Source organism: Streptomyces sp. NPDC059816 (assembly GCF_042732055.1).
Lineage (GTDB): Bacteria > Actinomycetota > Actinomycetes > Streptomycetales > Streptomycetaceae > Streptomyces.
Genome location: NZ_JBHWIQ010000045.1, coordinates 1 through 17007, shown reverse-complemented (window position 1 = coordinate 17007; position 17007 = coordinate 1). Strand labels below are relative to the sequence as shown.

The following is a 17007-nucleotide window of genomic DNA, read 5'->3' as shown; positions in this document are numbered from 1 at the left end:
AGGTTGCCTCCGTTGACTGCTCGCCACACCCGTTGGGGGTACCTCATGCAGATCGGCATCATCGGCGCCGGACAGATCGGCGGCAACCTCGCCCGTCGGCTGGCCGCCGTGGGGCACAGCGTCACCATCGTCAACTCCCGTGGGCCGCACACCCTGGGTGAACTCGTCGCCGAGACCGGGGTCACCGCCGGCGCCTCCGCCGCGGACGTGGTCCGCGGAGCCCGGGTGGTCGTGGTGACGGTCCCCCTGAAGGCGGTGCCGGACCTGCCGTCCGACCTGTTCGACGGGGCCGACGACGACCTGGTCGTCATCGAGACCCACAACTACTACCCGCGGGAGCGCGACGGCCTGATAGCCGAGATCGAGGACGGGCTGCCGGAGAGCCGTTGGGTCGAGCGGCACCTCGGTCGCCCGGTCGTCAAGGTGTTCAACGGCACGTACGCCGAGGACATCACGGCTGGTGCCCGACCCGCGGGCGCCCCCGACCGGATCGCCGTGCCGGTGGCCGGTGACGACGAAGCCGCCAAGCGGGTCGTGCGGGACCTGGTCGACGAGATCGGCTTCGACACCGTTGACGCGGGCGGCCTGGACGACTCCTGGCGGCAGCAGCCCGACACTCCCGTGTACGGACTGCGCGGCGGGGTGGACGCGGTGGTGAAGGCGCTGGCCGAGGCGGACCGGGAGCGCCCGGCCGCCTTCCGCGCGCACCCCGCCGGCTAGGGCGGCCCGTTCCCTCCGGTCTCACGGCGGTTCAAGGCGTCACCCCGAGCGGCGCCTTGAACCGCGGCGACCAGCGAGCGCGGCGACCGGCCGGTCGCCCCGTCGGATCAGCCGGTCACCGGGCCGACGCCCTCAGGCCTTTCTCGCCCAGCTCCGCAGGGCCGCCTCGGAGGAGAAGTCGCCGAGGTTCTTGTCGATCGGGTCGTCCGTGTACTGGTGGATCTTCCAGTCGGCCTTGATGCGGGGCCTGCCGGCGGAGGTGTAGTCGGCGATCCAGAGCCCGTCACCGGCGTACGACGTGTCGTCGTGGTTGAGCCAGAAGTCCCGGTTGCAGTAGAGCAGCACCCGGTGCGTCGGGCGCAGTCTCTTCACCTCCTTGAGGAAGGCGTCCTTCTCGGCGTTGCTGGCCCTGGTGTTGTCGCCGGTCCACTCCCAGTCGGCGGCGAGCAGGTCGGAGCCCTGGGAAGCGCACTTCTCCACGAAGTACGCGGCTTGCGCCTTGATGTTGCCCGGCCACAGGAAGTGGTAGAAGCCCACCACGCAGCCCGCGTCCCGCGCCTGTTTGGCCTGGGCGGTCTGTCGGGGGTTGATGTAGGAACGGCCCTCGGTCGCCTTCACGATGACGAAGGACAGTCCGTCGGTGTCGAACGACGACTGATAGGCACTCACATCGATGCCGCGAATCATGTTCGTCCTTCCCGGGCCGGGGTCGATCGTGCCGGCCCGGCCCCCAGCGTGCCGTGCCCGCGGGGCGGGTACGGGCGGTATCCGGGGTGTGCCACCCGAAGCGGTGAACCCGTTGGATCGGGCCACATTCGGAGCCTTCGTCGTACCCCATCAGGGGCACGGAAGGGGCCCGGTTCCGTCACGGGGTCCACCGGGGACGGCCGGAACAGCGCAACGAGCCGCCGTCGTAAGTGAGGTGACGGAGCATCAGGGTGGTCTGCCAGGCCAGCGCGGAGGTGAGTGCCAGTCGCTGGTAGAGGCCCGCGCGGCGGGCGAGCGTCGAACCGGGCCGCTCGTGGCCCGTGATCGCGGCGCCCATCGCCACGGTGAAGGTCATGGCAGTCGCCGCGGAGTACCCGGACCAGCCGGGCTCCCGGCCCCGTCGCGGTCGACCTAGTCCGGTCAGTGCCGCGCCGGTCACCGCGGCGAACGCGGCCAGTGAGGACGCGTCGTGCAGTGCCCCGCGCACGGTCCGCGGTGACGCGGCCGGGGTGCGGGCCGGGGCGGGGTCGGTGGTGAACAGTCCCGCGCCGATCAGCCCGGCGCCCCAGAGCCCGAGCAGGCGCGGCCCCCAGGTGTCCGCCCCGGATGCCGGGGTCCGGTGCCAGCCGTACGCGCCCGCCGCGGTGAGCGCGCCCGTGGTGAGGAAGCTCGCGGTCTGGACGGCTCCCCGACGGCCGAGCGCCAGGGAGCTGACCGGGTCGCGGACCGGTTCGTGGTCCGGCCGCCGCACCCCCTCGACCAGGTGCGCGGCGGTGAACAGGGGGCCGCTCAGGGCGCCCATCAGCAGCAGGGCCCGGGTGCGGCTCGGGCCGGTCCCCGTGCCGCCGCGGGGTCGGGCGCTGCATGATCGTCCTGACATGGCGTCAATCATGGTTGACGCCATGCCGTGTGTCAATCAAAGTTGACGGTCGGGGCTTCCCGGGTCGCCGCACCGCTCACGCCGGGGGTGCCTCCCCGGCCGCTGGGGCGTACGTCAACACCTCAGAGACGGTCCGCCGCGGCGCCGCCGGGCCGGGCTCCCCGTAGCCGAACCTGACCACCATCTGGACGTGTCCCATCGGGGTCAGCGGGTCGCGGATCGCCCAGCGCAGTTCGTCCCACTCCAGGGCCTCGGACGCGAGCGAGGTGACGAGACCGTCGAGGGTCGCCTCCAGCAGCACCCGTTCCAGGGCCTGGCCCGCCCGGAGCCAGTCGACCGGGGTGTCGCCGTGCGTGCCGAGCACGGCCAGCCGGGGCCCCTGCTCGAAGTCGACGGCCGCCCGCGGCGCGGTGCCGTCCACGTCGAAGTCCCGCACCGGTCCGTTCCCCGCGCGGGAGCGGGGGCCGAAGGCCGCCGTCGGGACGCCGTCGCTGCGCGGCCCGCCGTCCGGGGCCTCGCCCGCCCAGGAGGCCAGCTCCGCGCGCAGCGCCTCGTCGGACAGCGTGCGCTGCTCGGCCTCCCGACCCAGCTGCAACACGGTCTCCCGGTGGAACTCGTCGGCGAACGCGAGCCGTGCGCCCTCGATCAGCGCGGCCCGCCGCAGGGTGTCCAGCAGCTGTTCGTCGATCGGCTCGTCGCTGAAGGGCGCCCGGGTGGTCCGGCGGCGGCGCAGCGCGGGGTACAGGTCGGTCAGCTCGTCGTACGCGTCGGCGGTGCCGTCGTACGGCTCGCCCGACTTCTCGTAGGTCTCCGTGGTCTTGCGGTACGGCTCCCGGGTCGCGTCGTACAGGGCCCGGCCGTCGTCCAGCCCGACCTCGGCCAGGGCGTACGGGTCCGCCGGGTCGGGCAGCAGGGTGGTGACCGGTTTCCACCCCGCGCGGGCGGCGGCCACCCGCAGGTTGAACAGCGCGGCGGCGCAGCCCAGATGGGTGGCCCGGCCTTCGGGGTCGGACAGGGCGATCCGGCGCTCCGGGTCCGCCCGCACCTGGAAGACCCGGCGCTCCGGATCGAAGCGGAACAGCCACGGCTGCGCGTTGTGCATGGACGGTGCCGTGATCGCGTCGGCCACCAGGGCCTCGACGGCTTCCGGCGTGAGGGTGGTGTCCCACCCGTGCGGTGCTGAAGGAGCGTCTGTGTGTGGAGCGGCAGGAGTCTTCACCGGTACCGCGGCCTCCTCGGGGAACACCCGGTCCTGCGGGCTGGTCGGTCTGGAGCTTCGGTCGTCGTGCCGGTGCCGAGCGGCGGGCGGCCGGCCCCGGGACGTCCGGGACGGCCGCGACCGCCGTGCGGCACCAGACCCTCACCCCCCAGGGTCGACGCCCCCGGAACGGAGCGCGAGGGGCGAAGGTCCCGCACCGGACCCAACCCTTTCGGAAGGCAAAGAAAGGTAAAGGATTCGTCCCCGAAAGGCCCCGAGACCCCGGCGCCCCGGGTCGCTCCGGACGTCCCGCCTCCCGTCCGCCGCGCGACGTTTGGCGGCCCGTGCCGACTGTTCCTAGAGTGAGCAGCACGACGCAACCACCCGAACGGACACCACGTACAGCGGGACACCACGAGACCGTCACCGCACGACCGCGGTGCCGCCGGCGGGAACCGCCCCCTTGCGGGGAGCGGCCTCACCGCACGCACGGCACGCACCGCGAGCGGGCCCCTCGCGAGGAGCGGCGACCGTGATTCCAGAGCGCACCGACGAACGGCCGTACGACGAAGCGGAGCCCCGCGTCCCGGCGGGCCCCGAAGCCGACGGCCCCGGACTGCGCGGCGCCGTCCTCGCCCTGCTCGCCGCCCGGGACACCGGGGCCCTCCTCGCCACCGCCCTCGACGCGCTGCGCACGGGCAGCGGGAGCCACACGGGAGCGTTCTACCTCGCCGGCGACGACGGCTGGCTCCGGCTCACCGCCGAACACGGACTCGCCGGCGACCTCGTCGAGCGCTTCCCGGTCCTCGCCCCGGACGCGACCTTCGCCGTGTCCGTCGCCGCCCGGGAACGACGGCTCTTCCACGGGCTCGCCGACGACCCGGGCGGCGGCGTCGCTGAGCCCGGCACCGACGGGTCCCCGGAGCCGGGCGCCCGGCCGGTCGCGTTCGTCACGGCGCCGCTGCTGGTGGACGACCGCTGCCTCGGTGCGCTGCTCGTCATGCTCGACCCGCCCCGGCCGCTGAGCGCCACCGACGACCGGCACCTGGCGATGGTCGCCACCCTGTGCGCCCACCGCATCGACCACCTGGTGGCCCTGGAGCGGGCCGGGGTGCCGGCCGGCAGCCCGAAGCTCGACCCCGCCGAGCGCACGGCGTTCCGGCGCAGCCGCCAGACCCGGCTGGAACTCGCGATGTCCAGCGGCTCCATCGGCTCCTGGGAGTGGCACGTCCCCTCCGGCGAGGTGGTCTGGGACGAGCGGCAGATGCGGCTGTTCGGCTTCGACCCCGCGGACTTCGACTCCCGGGTGGAGACGTTCCGCGCGGCCGTCCACCCCGAGGACCGGGCGGCCCTCGACCGGGCGCTCGACGAGAGCCTGCTGACGGGCACCTACTACGCCGCGTACCGGGTGGTGCTGCCCGACGGCACCCTGCGCTGGATCGAGGTCAAGGGGGCCCTCGAACGCACCCCGGACGGGACGCCCGACCGCGTCATCGGCGTCTCCTGGGACGAGACCGAACAACACGAACGGATGCGCCGCAGGGAGGCCCGCCGGGACTTCGTCCTCCGCGTGACCAGGGCGTTCGCCGCCGCCCGCGCCACCCGCGACATCATCGACGTGATGGGCCGGATCGTGCTCCCGCAGGTCGGCGGACGCGCCCTGGCGCTCCACATCGAACACGACGGGAGGCTGCTGCTCGAGGGCGCCATCGGCTACGAGGAACCGGCCCGGGAACGCCTGCGGCTGATGGGCGCCGTCCGCGACAATCCCCTGGCGGCGGCCCTCGCGGAAGGGCACCCGCTGTTCCTGCCGTCGCGCGCCGCCTACCTCGAACGCTTCCCCGACCCCCGCTTCCGGCCGCCGCGGGAGCACCACGCGTTCGTCCTGCTTCCGCTCGCCTCGGCGGACGGCACCGTCGGCAGCTGCCTGATCTCGTACGCGCAGCCCCGGGAGTTCACCTCCGACGACCAGACCGTCGCCACCGCGATCTCCGGCATCCTCACCCAGTCCCTGGCCCGCACCCGACTCGCGGACGTGTCCCGGCGCCGGATGACCGACCTCCAGCGGCTGATGATGCCCCGCTCGCTGCCCCGGCTGCCGGGCTACGCCATCGCCGCCCGCTACCGGCCGGCGGCCGGGGGGATGCAGGTGGGCGGCGACTGGTTCGACGTGCTGCCCCGGGACGACGGCGGCGCCTCGCTGGTGATCGGGGACGTCCAGGGCCACAGTGCGCAGGCCGCCGGGGTGATGGGCCAACTCCGCACGGCCCTGAGGGCGCACGCCTCCGACGGCTTCCGCGCGAGCGGGCTGATGTGCCGCGGCAACCAGACGCTGTGGGGGCTGGACACCGAACGGTTCGCCACCTGCTGCATCGTGGACATCGCCGTGGGCTCGGGCGAGTACCGCATGGTCCGGGCCGGGCATCCGCACCCCCTCCAGACGGAGCCGGACGGGGCGGTCCACGAGGTCGTCACGGAGGGCGGCCTCCCGCTGGGCTGTCTGCCCGACGACATCTACCCCGTGCACCACGGCGTACTGGCCCCCGGAGCCACTCTGTTGCTGTACACGGACGGCCTGGTGGACACCCCGGACGGTCCCTACGACGAGGCCGTGGAACGGGTGCGGGACGCACTCGCCCGGTGGGCGGTCGGCACCCGGGACGGCGATGCGCAGTCCCGGTTGGAGTTCCTGGCCGACACGCTGGTCTCCCGCGACTTCACCGACCCGGGCCACGACGACATCGCCCTGCTGCTCATCCGGCACCTTCCCGGCTGACGCCCTCGGCCGCGCCCCGGGGACCCAGGGCGTCCAACAGCATCGGCAGCGCCCGGCGCAGTTCGCGGTGCCCGTAGGTCCCGCCGTGGGTGCCGGGGTAGAGGTGGGTGGTGACGGGAGCCCCCAGGGACGCGAGACGTCCCGCCAACAGCCGTGCCTCTTCGGCGCAGACGGCTTCGGTGAGGGAGACCACGCCGGGGTCGGCGAGTGCGGCCCACTTCTCGGTGCCGGGGATGTGTGGGTCGGGTTCTCCGCCGTCGAGGGGGCCGGGGGTCCCGTCCCCGCAGGCGAGGTGGACGGGGGTGCGCCGCAGCCCCTCGGCCCGGTGGTACGGGTCCCAGTCCAGCCAGAGCTTCCACTGTTCCCACGGGTCGCCGAAGACCGCGTACCCGTCCACCCCGGCGGACTTCGCACCGGACAGCCACATCTCCGGGTGCCGGATCGGGTGCACCGGGGCTCCGAACGCGGCGACGGCGCCGAACAGTCCGGGGACCCGGGCGGCCATCCCCAGGGCGCCGAAGCCCCCTTGGGACTCCCCGGCCGCGGCCCGCTGTTGATCCGCCCCGTACTCCCCTTCCACCAGGCGGAGCACCTCACGGAGGAAGTAGGTCCGCACCCGGGGTGCGCCCCGTTCGCCGTGGTTCCACCAGTCGGTCCAGAACCCGAACGACGGCATGCCGGGCATCACCACCAGCACGTCCTGCAACTCGTGCAGGTCCTGCACCCGGAAGAGCGTCGTCCAGGTGGTGTGGTCGCCGTCGCCGCCGGCCAGCAGGTAGAGGGTCGGCCAGCGGTCCTCGGGTCGGCGCCGGTCCCAGCCGCGCGGGGTGAGCAGGGCCACGGTGCTGCGGTCGCCCAGCGCGGGGGAGTCGACGGTCAGCTCCACCAGCCGCTCGTCCACCCTGCGTTCCCCGACGATCCGGGCGCTGCCGACCGGGGCCGGCCGGGGCCACGACGATCCGGTCGTACCGAGCGCCGCCGCACCGGCGAGCACCGCGCGGCGTGTGTGTGCGTATGACATGTCGGCTACTTCGGCACACCGGCGTCACCTCTGTAGTGGTTGCGGGCCGGGGAAGGGGGTTACGTGTCGCAGCCGCCGGCCGGGGTGCCGCAGCAGCCGCCCTCGTTCTGCCGGACCGTGGGCGCGGGGGTGTCGAAGAGCCCGGAGCCGCCGCAGACGCCGGTCTCGGGGAGGGTGAGTTCGACCCGGTCGGCCGCGGCGGGGTGGCCCGCGAGGGCGGCGGCCACCGAGCGGACCTGCTCGTACCCCGTCAGGGCGAGGAACGTGGGGGCGCGGCCGTAGGACTTCATGCCGACGAGGTAGAAGTCCCGCTCCGGGTGGGCGAGTTCGCGGTGGCCGTGCGGGTAGACGGTGCCGCAGGAGTGCTGGTTGGGGTCGATCAGCGGCGCCAGTTCGACCGGTGCCTGCAAGCGCTCGTCCAGGTCGAGGCGGACCTCGGAGAGGAAGGAGAGATCGGGGCGGAGGCCGGTCAGGACGACGAGTTCGTCCACCGCGTCGAGGCGGCGCCCGTCCTCGGCCACCAGGACGACCCGGTCGCCGTCCCGCTCGACCGATTCCGTGCGGAAACCGGTGACCGCGTCCGCGTGGCCCTGCTCGACCGCTGACTTCGCGGCGAGGCCCAACGCGCCCCGGGCGGGGAGCTGGTCGGCGGCGCCGCCCCCGTAGGTGGAGCCGGTGAGGCCCCGGCGCAGGACCCACACGGCCCGCGTCCCGCCGCCGTCCGCGGCTCGGGCGAGGTCGGCGAGGGAGGCGAGCGCCGTGAAGGCGGAGGCGCCGGTCCCGATGACGGCGGTGCGCTTCCCGGCGTACCGGGCGCGGACGGCGGGGTCGGTCAGGTCCGGAACCCGGTACGCGATGCGGTCGGCGGCTGCCTCCTCACCGAGGGCGGGCAGACCGCTGGCGCCCGCCGGGGACGGCGTGGACCAGGTGCCGGAGGCGTCGAGCACCGCCCGGGCGGACAGCAGCTCCTGCCGGCCGTCCGCGTGCGCGACGTGGACGACGAAGGGCTGGGCCTCGCGGTCGGCGTCCACGATCCGGTCTCGCCCGGCGCGCGAGACCCCGGTGACGCGCGCCCCGTAGCGGACCCGTTCGCCGAGGGCGTCGGCCAGCGGCTGGAGGTACCGGTCCGCCCAGTCGCCGCCGGTGGGGTAGGCGCTCGGGTCGGGGGCGGTCCAGCCGGTGGGGGCGAGGAGCTTCTCGGCGGCGGGGTCGATCACCTCGCCCCAGGGGGAGAACAGCCGCACATGCGCCCACGCGCGCACCGCGCTGCCGGCGACCGGGCCCGCTTCGAGGACGAGCGGGGTGAGGCCCCGTGCGGTGAGGTGGGCGGCGGCGGCCAGCCCGACGGGGCCGGCCCCGATCACGATGACGGGCAGTGCGGCGGTGGACGACGCTGACACGGTGACTCCCTGCTTGTTTCGATATCCATCGATGTCTTGCACTCACACCCTCCCACCTGCTTCGATGAGCGTCAACATAGACATCTATCGAATTGAGGGATGCTCGTGGCACGCGTCGACGTCGTGGTGATCGGGGGCGGACAGTCCGGGCTGGCGTCCGCCGGCGCCCTGGTGCGGCAGGGGCTGGAGCCGGTGCTGCTGGAAGCGTCCGACCGGCCGGCGGGATCGTGGCCGCGCTACTACGACAGCCTCACCCTGTTCTCCCCCGCCCGTTACAGCGCCCTGCCCGGCCGGCCCTTCCCCGGCGACCCGGACCGCTACCCGCACCGTGACGAGGTCGTCGCCTACCTCACCGACTACGCCGCCCGGCTCGACGTCGACATCCGCACCGGACGGCGGGTCGGTGCGGTGCGCCGGGCCGGTGACGGCTTCGCCGTGGAGGTGGCGGGAGGGGAGTCGCTGACGGCGCGGGCCGTCGTCGCCGCCTCCGGCTCCTTCGGTCGCCCCCACCGCCCGGACCTGCCGGGACTCGACACCTTCACCGGTGCCGTGCTCCACGCCGCCGACTACCGCGACCCGGCCGCCTTCGCCGGACAGCGCGTGATCGTGGTCGGCGCGGGCAACTCCGCCGTCCAGATCGCCGCCGAACTCCACGGTGTCGCCCGCACCACCCTGGCCACCCGGAACCCGATCCGCTACGCCCCGCAGCACGTCCTCGGCCGGGACCTCCACTTCTGGCTCACCCTCGCCGGCATCGACCGCGCTCCGATCGGCCGCTTCCTGCGCACCCCGCCCTCGCCGCCGATCATCGACGACGGTCGCTACCGCGCCGCCCTCACCCGGGGCGCACCGGAGCACCGGCCGCTGTTCACCGGGATCGACGGGGCGAAGGTCACCTGGTCGGACGGGGTGCGGGAGGAAGCGGACGTGATCCTGCTCGCCACCGGCTACCGTCCCGACCTGCCCTACCTCGCCGGCATCGACGGCGCCCTCGACGCGGCCGGGCTGCCCCGCCACCGCGAAGGCCGCTCCCTCGCCCACTCCGGCCTCGCGTTCACCGGACTGGAGTGGCAGCGCAGCCTCACCTCGAACTCCCTGCGCGGTGCCGGCCGTGACGCCGCCCGCACCGCCCGCGGTCTGGCCGCCTTGCTCCGGCGGCGCTGACCTGGGCGGATCACCCACCGGCGCGGAGCGGACCCGGGGGCGGCGGGACCCTCGCCCCTTGATTCGACATGTGTCAACATAGGCTCATGTCGAACGTGAAGGCGCTCCCGCTGAGCGACACCGCCGAGCCGGGCGGTGTCGCGCCGTGCTGCCCGCCGCTGGCGGAACGCCCCATGACCGCCGGTGAGGCCGAGGTCGCCGCCCGGATGTTCAAGGCGCTCGGCGACCCGGTCCGGCTCCGACTGTTCTCGGCCGTGGCCTCCCACGCGGGCGGCGAGGCGTGCGTGTGCGACATCTCCGACGTCGGCGTCTCCCAGCCCACCGTCTCCCACCACCTGAAGAAGCTCAGGGAAGCCGGCTTGTTGACCTCCGAGCGGCGCGGCACCTGGGTCTACTACCGGGTCGAGCCGTCCGTGCTCGCCGCCATGGGCAAGATCCTGGTCGGCGCCCCGGCCGCCGCCTGACCCAGGAGCGCACGGCGGCCGGCTCCACCGCGCTCAGGTCCGGGTGAACCGGCGACGCCGGGCCAGGGCGACGTAGACGAGTCCGATCAGGACCGGAACCTCGATGAGAGGACCGACCACGCCGGCGAGGGCCTGGCCGGAGGTGACCCCGAAGGTGGCGATGGCGACCGCGATGGCCAGCTCGAAGTTGTTGCCCGCCGCGGTGAACGCGAGCGTGGTCGTGCGTGCGTACGTCATCCCGAGCGCCTTGCCCAGGGCGAAGGTGCCGAAGAACATCACCACGAAGTAGACGAGCAGCGGCAGCGCGATCCGGACGACGTCCAGCGGCCGGGAGGCGATCGTCTTCCCCTGGAGCGCGAAGAGCACCACGATCGTGAACAGCAGCCCGTACAGCGCCCACGGCCCGATCCGCGGCAGGAACCGCGACTCGTACGCCGTACGGCCCATCTTCCTCTCGCCGAACCGGCGGGTCAGGAACCCGGCGAGGAGCGGGACGCCGAGGAAGACCACCACGTTCAGTGCGATCTCCCACATCGAGATGTCGAGCCGCTCGCCGTCGCCGAGGCCGAGCCAACCGGGCAGCAGATCCAGGTAGAACCAGCCCAGGAGCCCGAACGCGATCACCTGGAACACCGAGTTCAGTGCGACCAGGACGGCGGCGGCCTCCCGGTCGCCGCAGGCGAGGTCGTTCCAGATGATCACCATGGCGATGCAGCGCGCGAGGCCGACGACGATCAGCCCGGTGCGGTACTCGGGCAGGTCGGGGAGGAAGGTCCACGCCAGCGCGAACATGACGGCCGGGCCGATGATCCAGTTGACCACCAGCGAGGAGACCATCAGCCTGCGGTCGCCGGTGACCGCGTCGAGCCGGTCGTAACGGACCTTCGCCAGCACCGGGTACATCATCACCAGCAGGCCGAGCGCGATCGGTAGCGAGATCCCACCGACCTCGATCCTCGCCAGCGCGTCGTTCAGCCCCGGAACCGCGCGCCCCAAGCCCAGGCCGGCGCCCATGGCGAGCAGGATCCACACCGCGAGGTAGCGGTCCAGGGCGGAGAGCGCGGCGACGACCGACGCGTTCCCCTCCGTGCCGGGACGGGCGGCGGTGGTCCCCGTGGCGGGTCCGGTCGCGGTCACGGGCAGGCCCGCTTGCTCCCGGCGGTGGTACGGGCGGACTCGGCGAGCGCGGCGAACTGCTCGGACAGCCCGGCCAGGACCTCGGGGCGCAGCTTGTAGTACGTGAAGCGTCCGCAGGGTTCGGTGTCCACCAGACCGGCGTCCCGCAGGACCTTCAGATGGTTGGAGAGGTTGGTCTGCTTGGCTCCGGTCTCCTCGACCAGGTGCGTCGTGCACAGCGTCTCGCGGGCGAGCAGGGTCACGATCTTCAGGCGGAGCGGATCGCCCAGCACCCGGATCACATCAGCATCGACTGAAGTCAGCATGGGCTGATACTTTCACATCACTGCTTGCTGATGTCATCAGGTGCTGATGTCATCGGTGGCGGAGTCATCGCGAGGCGAGAAGGTGCTCATGTCCCGACCCCCCGGCCGCAAGCCGTCCGTCCTGTTCGTCTGCGTCCACAACGCCGGCCGCTCCCAGATGGCCGCCGCCTGGCTCGGCCACCTCGCGGGCGACCGCGTCGAGGTCCGCTCCGCCGGTTCGGCCCCGGGCGCCACCGTCAACCCGGCCGCCGTCGCCGCGATGGCCGAGGTCGGCATCGACATCTCGGCCGAGGTCCCGAAGCTCCTCACCGCGGACGCCGTCCGGGAGTCGGACGTCTGCATCACCATGGGCTGCGGCGACACCTGCCCCGTCTTCCCCGGCAAGCGCTACCTCGACTGGACCCTCGAAGACCCCGCCGGCCAGGGCCTCGAAGCCGTTCGCCCCATCCGCGACGAGATCGAGCACCGCGTACGCGGACTCCTGGCCGAACTGGAGGTCACCATCTGACCGTCACCCGACAGGTGCTCGACTCCAGGGCCCGTCGGGCGGTCCGTCCGTCCTACTTCTCGGTCGTGCCGGAGGTGCCGTGGACGGACTGCTGGTAGACGTCCGCGTAGGTGCGCGAGTCCTTGATCAGGTCGTCGCAGAACGCGGCGACGTCGTTGCCGATGAGTTGCAGGACGCCCTTGCCGCTCGCGGCGCCCTCCTCGAAGAAGTCGACGATCCCCGAGAGCAGGTTCCCGTCGGGCAGGTCGACCGGCCCGACCTTGAACAGGTACTTCTGCATCTCCCCGTAGACGATCCGGTAGTCCGGCGGTAGCGCCTTGACCCGCGCCGTGTGCGCCCGCCACTGCTTCTTGCCCTCGATGATGTCCTGGATGCCCACGTCAGCCTCCCAGCCGGCTCAGTTTCCTCGCGACGTTCCGGTTCAACTGCTCGCGCCACCGGTCACGATGACCGCGCGCTCCTTCTCCGCCGACCAGCGCCGCGCAGAAGCCCTCGACGTCGTCGCCCAGCACCTCGTGCACGCTCTGCCCGTCCGCCGCCGTCTCTTCGAGTAGCCCCAGGGCGCTGTCGAGGATCGGCATCAGGTTGCGGCCGGTGAAGTCCCCGTGGGGAAAGAGGTGGCCCTTGATCTGTTCCCACGCCGCCCGGTGGTCGGCCGGCAGCGCCCCGGCCCGGGCTTCGAACGCCTTCCACTCCCTGGTGAGGTCGCTGCCGGTCATGGTCTCCCAGAAGCTCATCTCCCGCCCTCCTTCAGTTCGTTGATCCGTGACGCCAGGTACTCCCACTTCGCCCAGAACGTCCCGAGCCGTTCGCGCCCCGCGTCATTGAGCGAGTAGAACTTGCGCGGTGGCCCCACCCCGGACGGTCTCTTCGTCACCTGGACGAGCCCGTTCCTCTCCAGGCGCAGCAGGATGGTGTAGACCGTCCCCTCGACCACGTCGGCGAAGCCGAGTTCGTTGAGCCGACGGGTGATGGCGTACCCGTAGGTCTCCTCGCTGCCGATGATTTCGAGCACGCAGCCCTCCAGCGTGCCCTTCAGCATCTCCGTCAAGTCGTCCATCGCGGGTCTCCTCTTCGATCCTCCCGATACGGTACTACGTAGCGCCGAGTACTGCTACACGGTACCACGTAGTAGTCGGGGGGTCGGCGAGCGCGGTGCGACGGAGACCTCAATCCGCCCGCGCCGCCACCGACTTCGACTCCCGTTCCGGTTCCGGAGAATCGGGCCCGTCCCCACCGTGGTCCACGATCGAAACGCCGCGCAGCATCAGCGCGGCCAGCGCCGCGGTGGCGAGCAGCAGGACCGCGGTGACGCCCGCCGCAGTGGCGAGCCCGTCGGTGAAGGCGGCGCGGGCCGCGTCGACGAGATGCGACCGGGCCGGCTCCGGGAGGTCCTCCGCGGCGCTGACGGCGCCGCCGATCGTGTGCTGGGCGTCGCTCAGCGCGGCGCCGTCCACGCCGGCGGGCGCGTGGTCGGAGAGTTGCTGCCGGTAGACCGCGAGTCCGAGGCTGCCGAGCAGCGCCATGCCCAAGGAGAGTCCCAGTTCCGCGCCGCTCTCCGAGAGGGCCGACGCCGCGCCGGCACGCTCCGGCGGGGCGGAGCCGACGATGAGGTCGGTGGTCAGGGCGAGGATCGGCGTGGTGCCGACGTACAGCAGGGTGAACCCGCCGACCGCCCAGGCCAACCCGGACTGCGGCCCCGCGGGCACGATCAGCGCCGCACCGACCGCGGCCAGGACCAGACAGACGCCGATCACGGTGGCCGGCCGGACCCGGGCGACCACGCGCGGGGCGAGCAGCGTGCCGCCGATGCCGATGACGACGGCGGGCAGCGTCCACAGGCCGGCCCGGAGCGGGGCGAGGCCGTGAACGGACTGGAGGTACTGCATCAGCAGGAGTTGGGTGCCGGCGAGCCCGCAGTTGGCGAGCGTCTGGGTGCTCAGCGCGGCGCTGAACGCCGGGACGCGGAACAGGCCGAGGTCCACCAGGGGTTCGTCCAGCCGGTGCTGGCGCCGGACGAACGCCGCGCCCACGGCCAGGCCGACGAGGGCGAAACCCAGCGGCGCCGGACCCGCGCCCGACTCGGAGAGCAATTTGACGGCGTAGACCAGCGGGAGCACCGCCGACAGGGACAGCGCGGCGCTGACGAAGTCGAAACGTCCGGTCGGCCGGGTCGCGCGGTGCTCCGGCAGCAGCTTGGGCCCGACGATCAGGAGCAGCAGCATCACGGGGACGGCGATGAGGAAGACCGAGCCCCACCAGAAGAACTCCAGCAGCGCGCCGCCCACCAGGGGGCCGAGGGCCTCACCGCTGATGAAGGCGGTCATCCAGACGGCGACGGCGAAGGTGCGCTGGGCGGGGACCGTGAACATGGTGGCGATCAGGGCCAGCGTGGAGGGCATCAGCGTGGCCCCGGCGACACCCAGCAACGCCCGGGCCAGGATGAGCATTTCGGCGCTCTGCGCGTACGCCGCGAAGACCGAGGCGGCGCTGAAGGCGGTGGCGCCGATCAACAGCAGCCGACGACGTCCGACGCGGTCGCCGAGGGTGCCCATGGAGATCAGGAACCCGGAGATCAGGAACCCGTAGACGTCCAGGATCCACAGCAGTTCGCTGCCGCTGGGGGAGAGGTCCTCGCTGATGGTGGGCGCGGCGAGGTGCAGGACGGTCATGTCCATCGCCAGCATCGAGGTGGGGAGGGCCAGTACCGCCAGCCCCCACCACTCCCGCCGTCCCGCCCGCAGCGGCGCGCTCTCGCTGGTCACCGGTGGTGCCTCCTCCGTCCGAGCGTCCCTCCGCTGCGGTCACCCGGCGAAGCGCCGGGCGCAGCGAAGGTCCGGACCCGGCGAAGGTCCGGCCGGACGAACGGTAGACCTTCACATCCATGTCAAAGTCAAGCCCTGACCCGGCAGTTGAGGGGGTCCTGTGCGGGTGCCTCCCGCCGCGCAGGGGTGAGCGCGCACCGCGCAGGCGTGCGGTCGGGGTCGGACGCTCAGCACTCGATGATGTTCACCGCGAGCCCGCCCCGGGCGGTCTCCTTGTACTTGACGCTCATGTCCGCGCCGGTCTCCTTCATGGTCTTGATGACCTTGTCCAGCGAGACCAGATGGCTCCCGTCGCCCCGCATGGCCATCTTCGCCGCGGTCACCGCCTTCACGCCGGCCATGCCGTTGCGCTCGATGCAGGGGATCTGGACCAGCCCGCCCACGGGGTCACAGGTGAGCCCGAGGTTGTGCTCCATGCCGATCTCGGCCGCGTTCTCGACCTGCTCCGGCGAGCCGCCCAGCACCTCGGCGAGGGCGCCCGCCGCCATGGAACACGCGGAGCCCACCTCGCCCTGGCAGCCGACCTCGGCCCCGGAGATGGAGGCGTTCTCCTTGAACAGCAGCCCGATGGCCCCGGCGGCCAGCAGGAAGCGGACGACCCCCTCGTCGTCGGCCCCGGGCACGAAGTTCACGTAGTAGTGCAGTACCGCCGGGATGATGCCGGCGGCCCCGTTCGTCGGGGCGGTGACGACCCGCCCGCCCGCCGCGTTCTCCTCGTTCACCGCCATCGCGTAGAGGGTCACCCACTCCATCGCATGGGCCAACGGGTCACCCTCGGCCCGCAGTTGCCGTGCCGAACCGGGTGCGCGGCGGCGGACCTTCAGCCCGCCGGGCAGGATGCCCTCCCGGTTCATGCCCCGCGACACGCAGCTCTGCATGACCCGCCAGATCTCCAGGAGGCCGTCACGGATCTCCTGCTCGCTGCGCCACGCCTTCTCGTTCTCCAGCATCATCGAGGAGATCGACAGCCCCGATTCGCGAGCCATCCGCAGCAGTTCGTCGCCGCTGCGGAAGGGGTACTTCAAGGGGGTGTCGTCGAGCTTGATGCGGTCGGCCCCGACGGCGTCCTCGTCGACGACGAACCCGCCGCCGACCGAGTAGTACGTCTTCTCCAGGACGGTGCCGCCCTCGGTGTCGTAGGCGAAGAGCGTCATGCCGTTGGCGTGGTAGGGCAGCGCCTTGCGGCGGTGCAGCACCAGGTCGTCGTCGAACGAGAAGGGGATCTCGTGCGCGCCCAGCAGGCTGATCCGGCCCTCCGTCTTGATCCGCTGCACCCGCTCGTCGGCGTGTTCGACGTCCACCGTGCGCGGTGACTCGCCCTCCAGGCCCAGCAGCACCGCCTTGGGGGTGCCGTGCCCGTGGCCGGTGGCGCCCAGCGAGCCGTACAGCTCCGCGCGCAGGTGCGCGGTGTGGGCGAGCAGACCGTCGTTCTTGAGTCGGCGGGCGAACATCCGCGCCGCGCGCATGGGGCCGACCGTGTGGGAGCTGGACGGGCCGATGCCGATCGAGAACAGGTCGAAGACCGAGATGGCCACGGGAGAACTCCTAGCTGGTGTCTGGTAGACGCCGTTGTCTGCCAGGTGGTGCGGACCCTCCGCGCCCGGTGGGGAGCGGCACGGACCCGGTGGTACCGGGGAGACCGGAGGCAGCCGGGGTGGCCGGCGGGTCCGGGACGGGTCGATGGATCGATCGTTCGGTGGATCGTTTCTGCATGTGTCCTGCGGTGCCGGGAAGGGTGTCCGGTACGCACGGAACAGGATAAAACGGGCCCGAACAGGGCCGTGGGGGGGGGGGCCCCCCGGGGGGGGGGGCCCCCCCCGCCCCCCCCCCGCCGGGAAACCCCCGGGGATTGGGGGGCGGGCCGGAGCCGCCCCCGCCCCCCCCCCCCCCCCCACGGAGCC

General features: G+C 72.8%; 17 protein-coding genes. 5 read left to right on the top strand and 12 right to left on the bottom strand.

Translation table 11 applies throughout. The features are described 5' to 3' along the window. Positions 1–45 precede the first annotated feature (45 nt). On the top strand, positions 46–720 hold the full coding sequence (locus ACFV88_RS34455; protein WP_385496132.1) for an NADPH-dependent F420 reductase: 675 nt from the start codon (positions 46–48) through the stop codon (positions 718–720). Between the two features lie 132 nt (positions 721–852). Here the strand turns inward: ACFV88_RS34455 and ACFV88_RS34450 are convergent, their stop codons facing one another. From ACFV88_RS34450 to ACFV88_RS34440, 3 genes are all read right to left on the bottom strand, one after another. Further along, positions 853–1407 (bottom strand): GH25 family lysozyme, encoded by a 555-nt coding sequence (locus ACFV88_RS34450; RefSeq protein WP_385496110.1) that lies wholly within the window; start codon positions 1405–1407, stop codon positions 853–855. Between the two features lie 178 nt (positions 1408–1585). Then, positions 1586–2308 (bottom strand): DUF998 domain-containing protein, encoded by a 723-nt coding sequence (locus tag ACFV88_RS34445; RefSeq protein ID WP_385496109.1) that lies wholly within the window; start codon positions 2306–2308, stop codon positions 1586–1588. A 76-nt stretch (positions 2309–2384) separates the two neighbouring features. Continuing rightward, entirely contained in the window at positions 2385–3527 is a 1143-nt protein-coding gene (locus ACFV88_RS34440; protein ID WP_385496107.1) for an Acg family FMN-binding oxidoreductase, read from the bottom strand. Between the two features lie 511 nt (positions 3528–4038). On the opposite strand from ACFV88_RS34440, the gene ACFV88_RS34435 reads away from it, so the two are divergent. After that, the gene (locus ACFV88_RS34435) at positions 4039–6282 is read left to right on the top strand and encodes a SpoIIE family protein phosphatase (protein ID WP_385496106.1); all 2244 of its coding nucleotides are present in this window, start codon (positions 4039–4041) and stop codon (positions 6280–6282) included. Here ACFV88_RS34435 and ACFV88_RS34430 read toward each other — a convergent pair. After that, positions 6260–7303, bottom strand: a complete 1044-nt coding sequence (locus ACFV88_RS34430; protein WP_385496105.1) for an alpha/beta hydrolase — start codon at positions 7301–7303, stop codon at positions 6260–6262. The genes ACFV88_RS34435 and ACFV88_RS34430 overlap by 23 nt on opposite strands. A 59-nt stretch (positions 7304–7362) precedes the next feature. Continuing rightward, on the bottom strand, positions 7363–8703 hold the full coding sequence (locus ACFV88_RS34425; protein ID WP_385496103.1) for an NAD(P)-binding domain-containing protein: 1341 nt from the start codon (positions 8701–8703) through the stop codon (positions 7363–7365). A gap of 99 nt (positions 8704–8802) precedes the next feature. Between ACFV88_RS34425 and ACFV88_RS34420 the strand changes: the two genes are divergently transcribed. Both ACFV88_RS34420 and ACFV88_RS34415 read left to right on the top strand, forming a co-directional pair. Then, positions 8803–9867 carry a flavin-containing monooxygenase gene (locus ACFV88_RS34420; protein ID WP_385496102.1) on the top strand — a complete coding sequence of 355 codons (1065 nt, stop codon included), beginning with the start codon at positions 8803–8805 and terminating at the stop codon, positions 9865–9867. Between the two features lie 86 nt (positions 9868–9953). After that, complete coding sequence (locus tag ACFV88_RS34415; RefSeq protein WP_385496101.1) at positions 9954–10331, top strand: ArsR/SmtB family transcription factor; 378 nt, start codon at positions 9954–9956, stop codon at positions 10329–10331. Between the two features lie 33 nt (positions 10332–10364). On the opposite strand, the gene arsB is transcribed toward ACFV88_RS34415, so the two are convergent. Both arsB and ACFV88_RS34405 read right to left on the bottom strand, forming a co-directional pair. Continuing rightward, complete coding sequence (arsB, locus tag ACFV88_RS34410) at positions 10365–11468, bottom strand: ACR3 family arsenite efflux transporter (RefSeq protein WP_385496100.1); 1104 nt, start codon at positions 11466–11468, stop codon at positions 10365–10367. Then, a complete protein-coding gene (locus ACFV88_RS34405; protein WP_385496099.1) occupies positions 11465–11773 on the bottom strand; it encodes an ArsR/SmtB family transcription factor in 309 nt (102 codons plus the stop codon). The genes arsB and ACFV88_RS34405 overlap by 4 nt, the downstream gene beginning before the upstream one ends. A gap of 88 nt (positions 11774–11861) precedes the next feature. Between ACFV88_RS34405 and ACFV88_RS34400 the strand changes: the two genes are divergently transcribed. After that, positions 11862–12281: an arsenate reductase ArsC gene (locus ACFV88_RS34400; RefSeq protein ID WP_385496098.1), complete on the top strand. Its 420-nt coding sequence runs from the start codon at positions 11862–11864 to the stop codon at positions 12279–12281. Between the two features lie 52 nt (positions 12282–12333). Here ACFV88_RS34400 and ACFV88_RS34395 read toward each other — a convergent pair whose 3' ends face one another. The 5 genes from ACFV88_RS34395 to ACFV88_RS34375 form a co-directional block, all read right to left on the bottom strand. Next, positions 12334–12660: a DUF1048 domain-containing protein gene (locus tag ACFV88_RS34395; protein WP_385496096.1), complete on the bottom strand. Its 327-nt coding sequence runs from the start codon at positions 12658–12660 to the stop codon at positions 12334–12336. Between the two features lies 1 nt (position 12661). Then, positions 12662–13018, bottom strand: a complete 357-nt coding sequence (locus tag ACFV88_RS34390) for a DUF1048 domain-containing protein (RefSeq protein WP_385496095.1) — start codon at positions 13016–13018, stop codon at positions 12662–12664. Next, positions 13015–13341: a PadR family transcriptional regulator gene (locus ACFV88_RS34385; RefSeq protein WP_385496094.1), complete on the bottom strand. Its 327-nt coding sequence runs from the start codon at positions 13339–13341 to the stop codon at positions 13015–13017. Before ACFV88_RS34385 ends, ACFV88_RS34390 begins: the two co-directional genes overlap by 4 nt. A gap of 109 nt (positions 13342–13450) precedes the next feature. Next, on the bottom strand, positions 13451–15046 hold the full coding sequence (locus tag ACFV88_RS34380) for an MFS transporter (protein WP_385496092.1): 1596 nt from the start codon (positions 15044–15046) through the stop codon (positions 13451–13453). A gap of 227 nt (positions 15047–15273) precedes the next feature. After that, entirely contained in the window at positions 15274–16641 is a 1368-nt protein-coding gene (locus ACFV88_RS34375; protein WP_385496091.1) for an L-serine ammonia-lyase, read from the bottom strand. Positions 16642–17007 lie beyond the last annotated feature (366 nt).

Excerpts from the sequence above, each read along its gene's own strand:
- ACFV88_RS34430 (WP_385496105.1), bottom strand. The coding sequence starts at position 7,303 with ATGTCATACGCACACACACGCCGCGCGGTGCTCGCCGGTGCGGCGGCG.
- ACFV88_RS34420 (WP_385496102.1), top strand. The coding sequence starts at position 8,803 with ATGCTCGTGGCACGCGTCGACGTCGTGGTGATCGGGGGCGGACAGTCC.
- ACFV88_RS34405 (WP_385496099.1), bottom strand. The coding sequence starts at position 11,773 with ATGCTGACTTCAGTCGATGCTGATGTGATCCGGGTGCTGGGCGATCCG.
- ACFV88_RS34400 (WP_385496098.1), top strand. The coding sequence starts at position 11,862 with ATGTCCCGACCCCCCGGCCGCAAGCCGTCCGTCCTGTTCGTCTGCGTC.
- ACFV88_RS34450 (WP_385496110.1), bottom strand. The coding sequence starts at position 1,407 with ATGATTCGCGGCATCGATGTGAGTGCCTATCAGTCGTCGTTCGACACC.
- ACFV88_RS34385 (WP_385496094.1), bottom strand. The coding sequence starts at position 13,341 with ATGGACGACTTGACGGAGATGCTGAAGGGCACGCTGGAGGGCTGCGTG.
- ACFV88_RS34415 (WP_385496101.1), top strand. The coding sequence starts at position 9,954 with ATGTCGAACGTGAAGGCGCTCCCGCTGAGCGACACCGCCGAGCCGGGC.
- ACFV88_RS34390 (WP_385496095.1), bottom strand. The coding sequence starts at position 13,018 with ATGAGCTTCTGGGAGACCATGACCGGCAGCGACCTCACCAGGGAGTGG.
- ACFV88_RS34455 (WP_385496132.1), top strand. The coding sequence starts at position 46 with ATGCAGATCGGCATCATCGGCGCCGGACAGATCGGCGGCAACCTCGCC.
- ACFV88_RS34445 (WP_385496109.1), bottom strand. The coding sequence starts at position 2,308 with ATGTCAGGACGATCATGCAGCGCCCGACCCCGCGGCGGCACGGGGACC.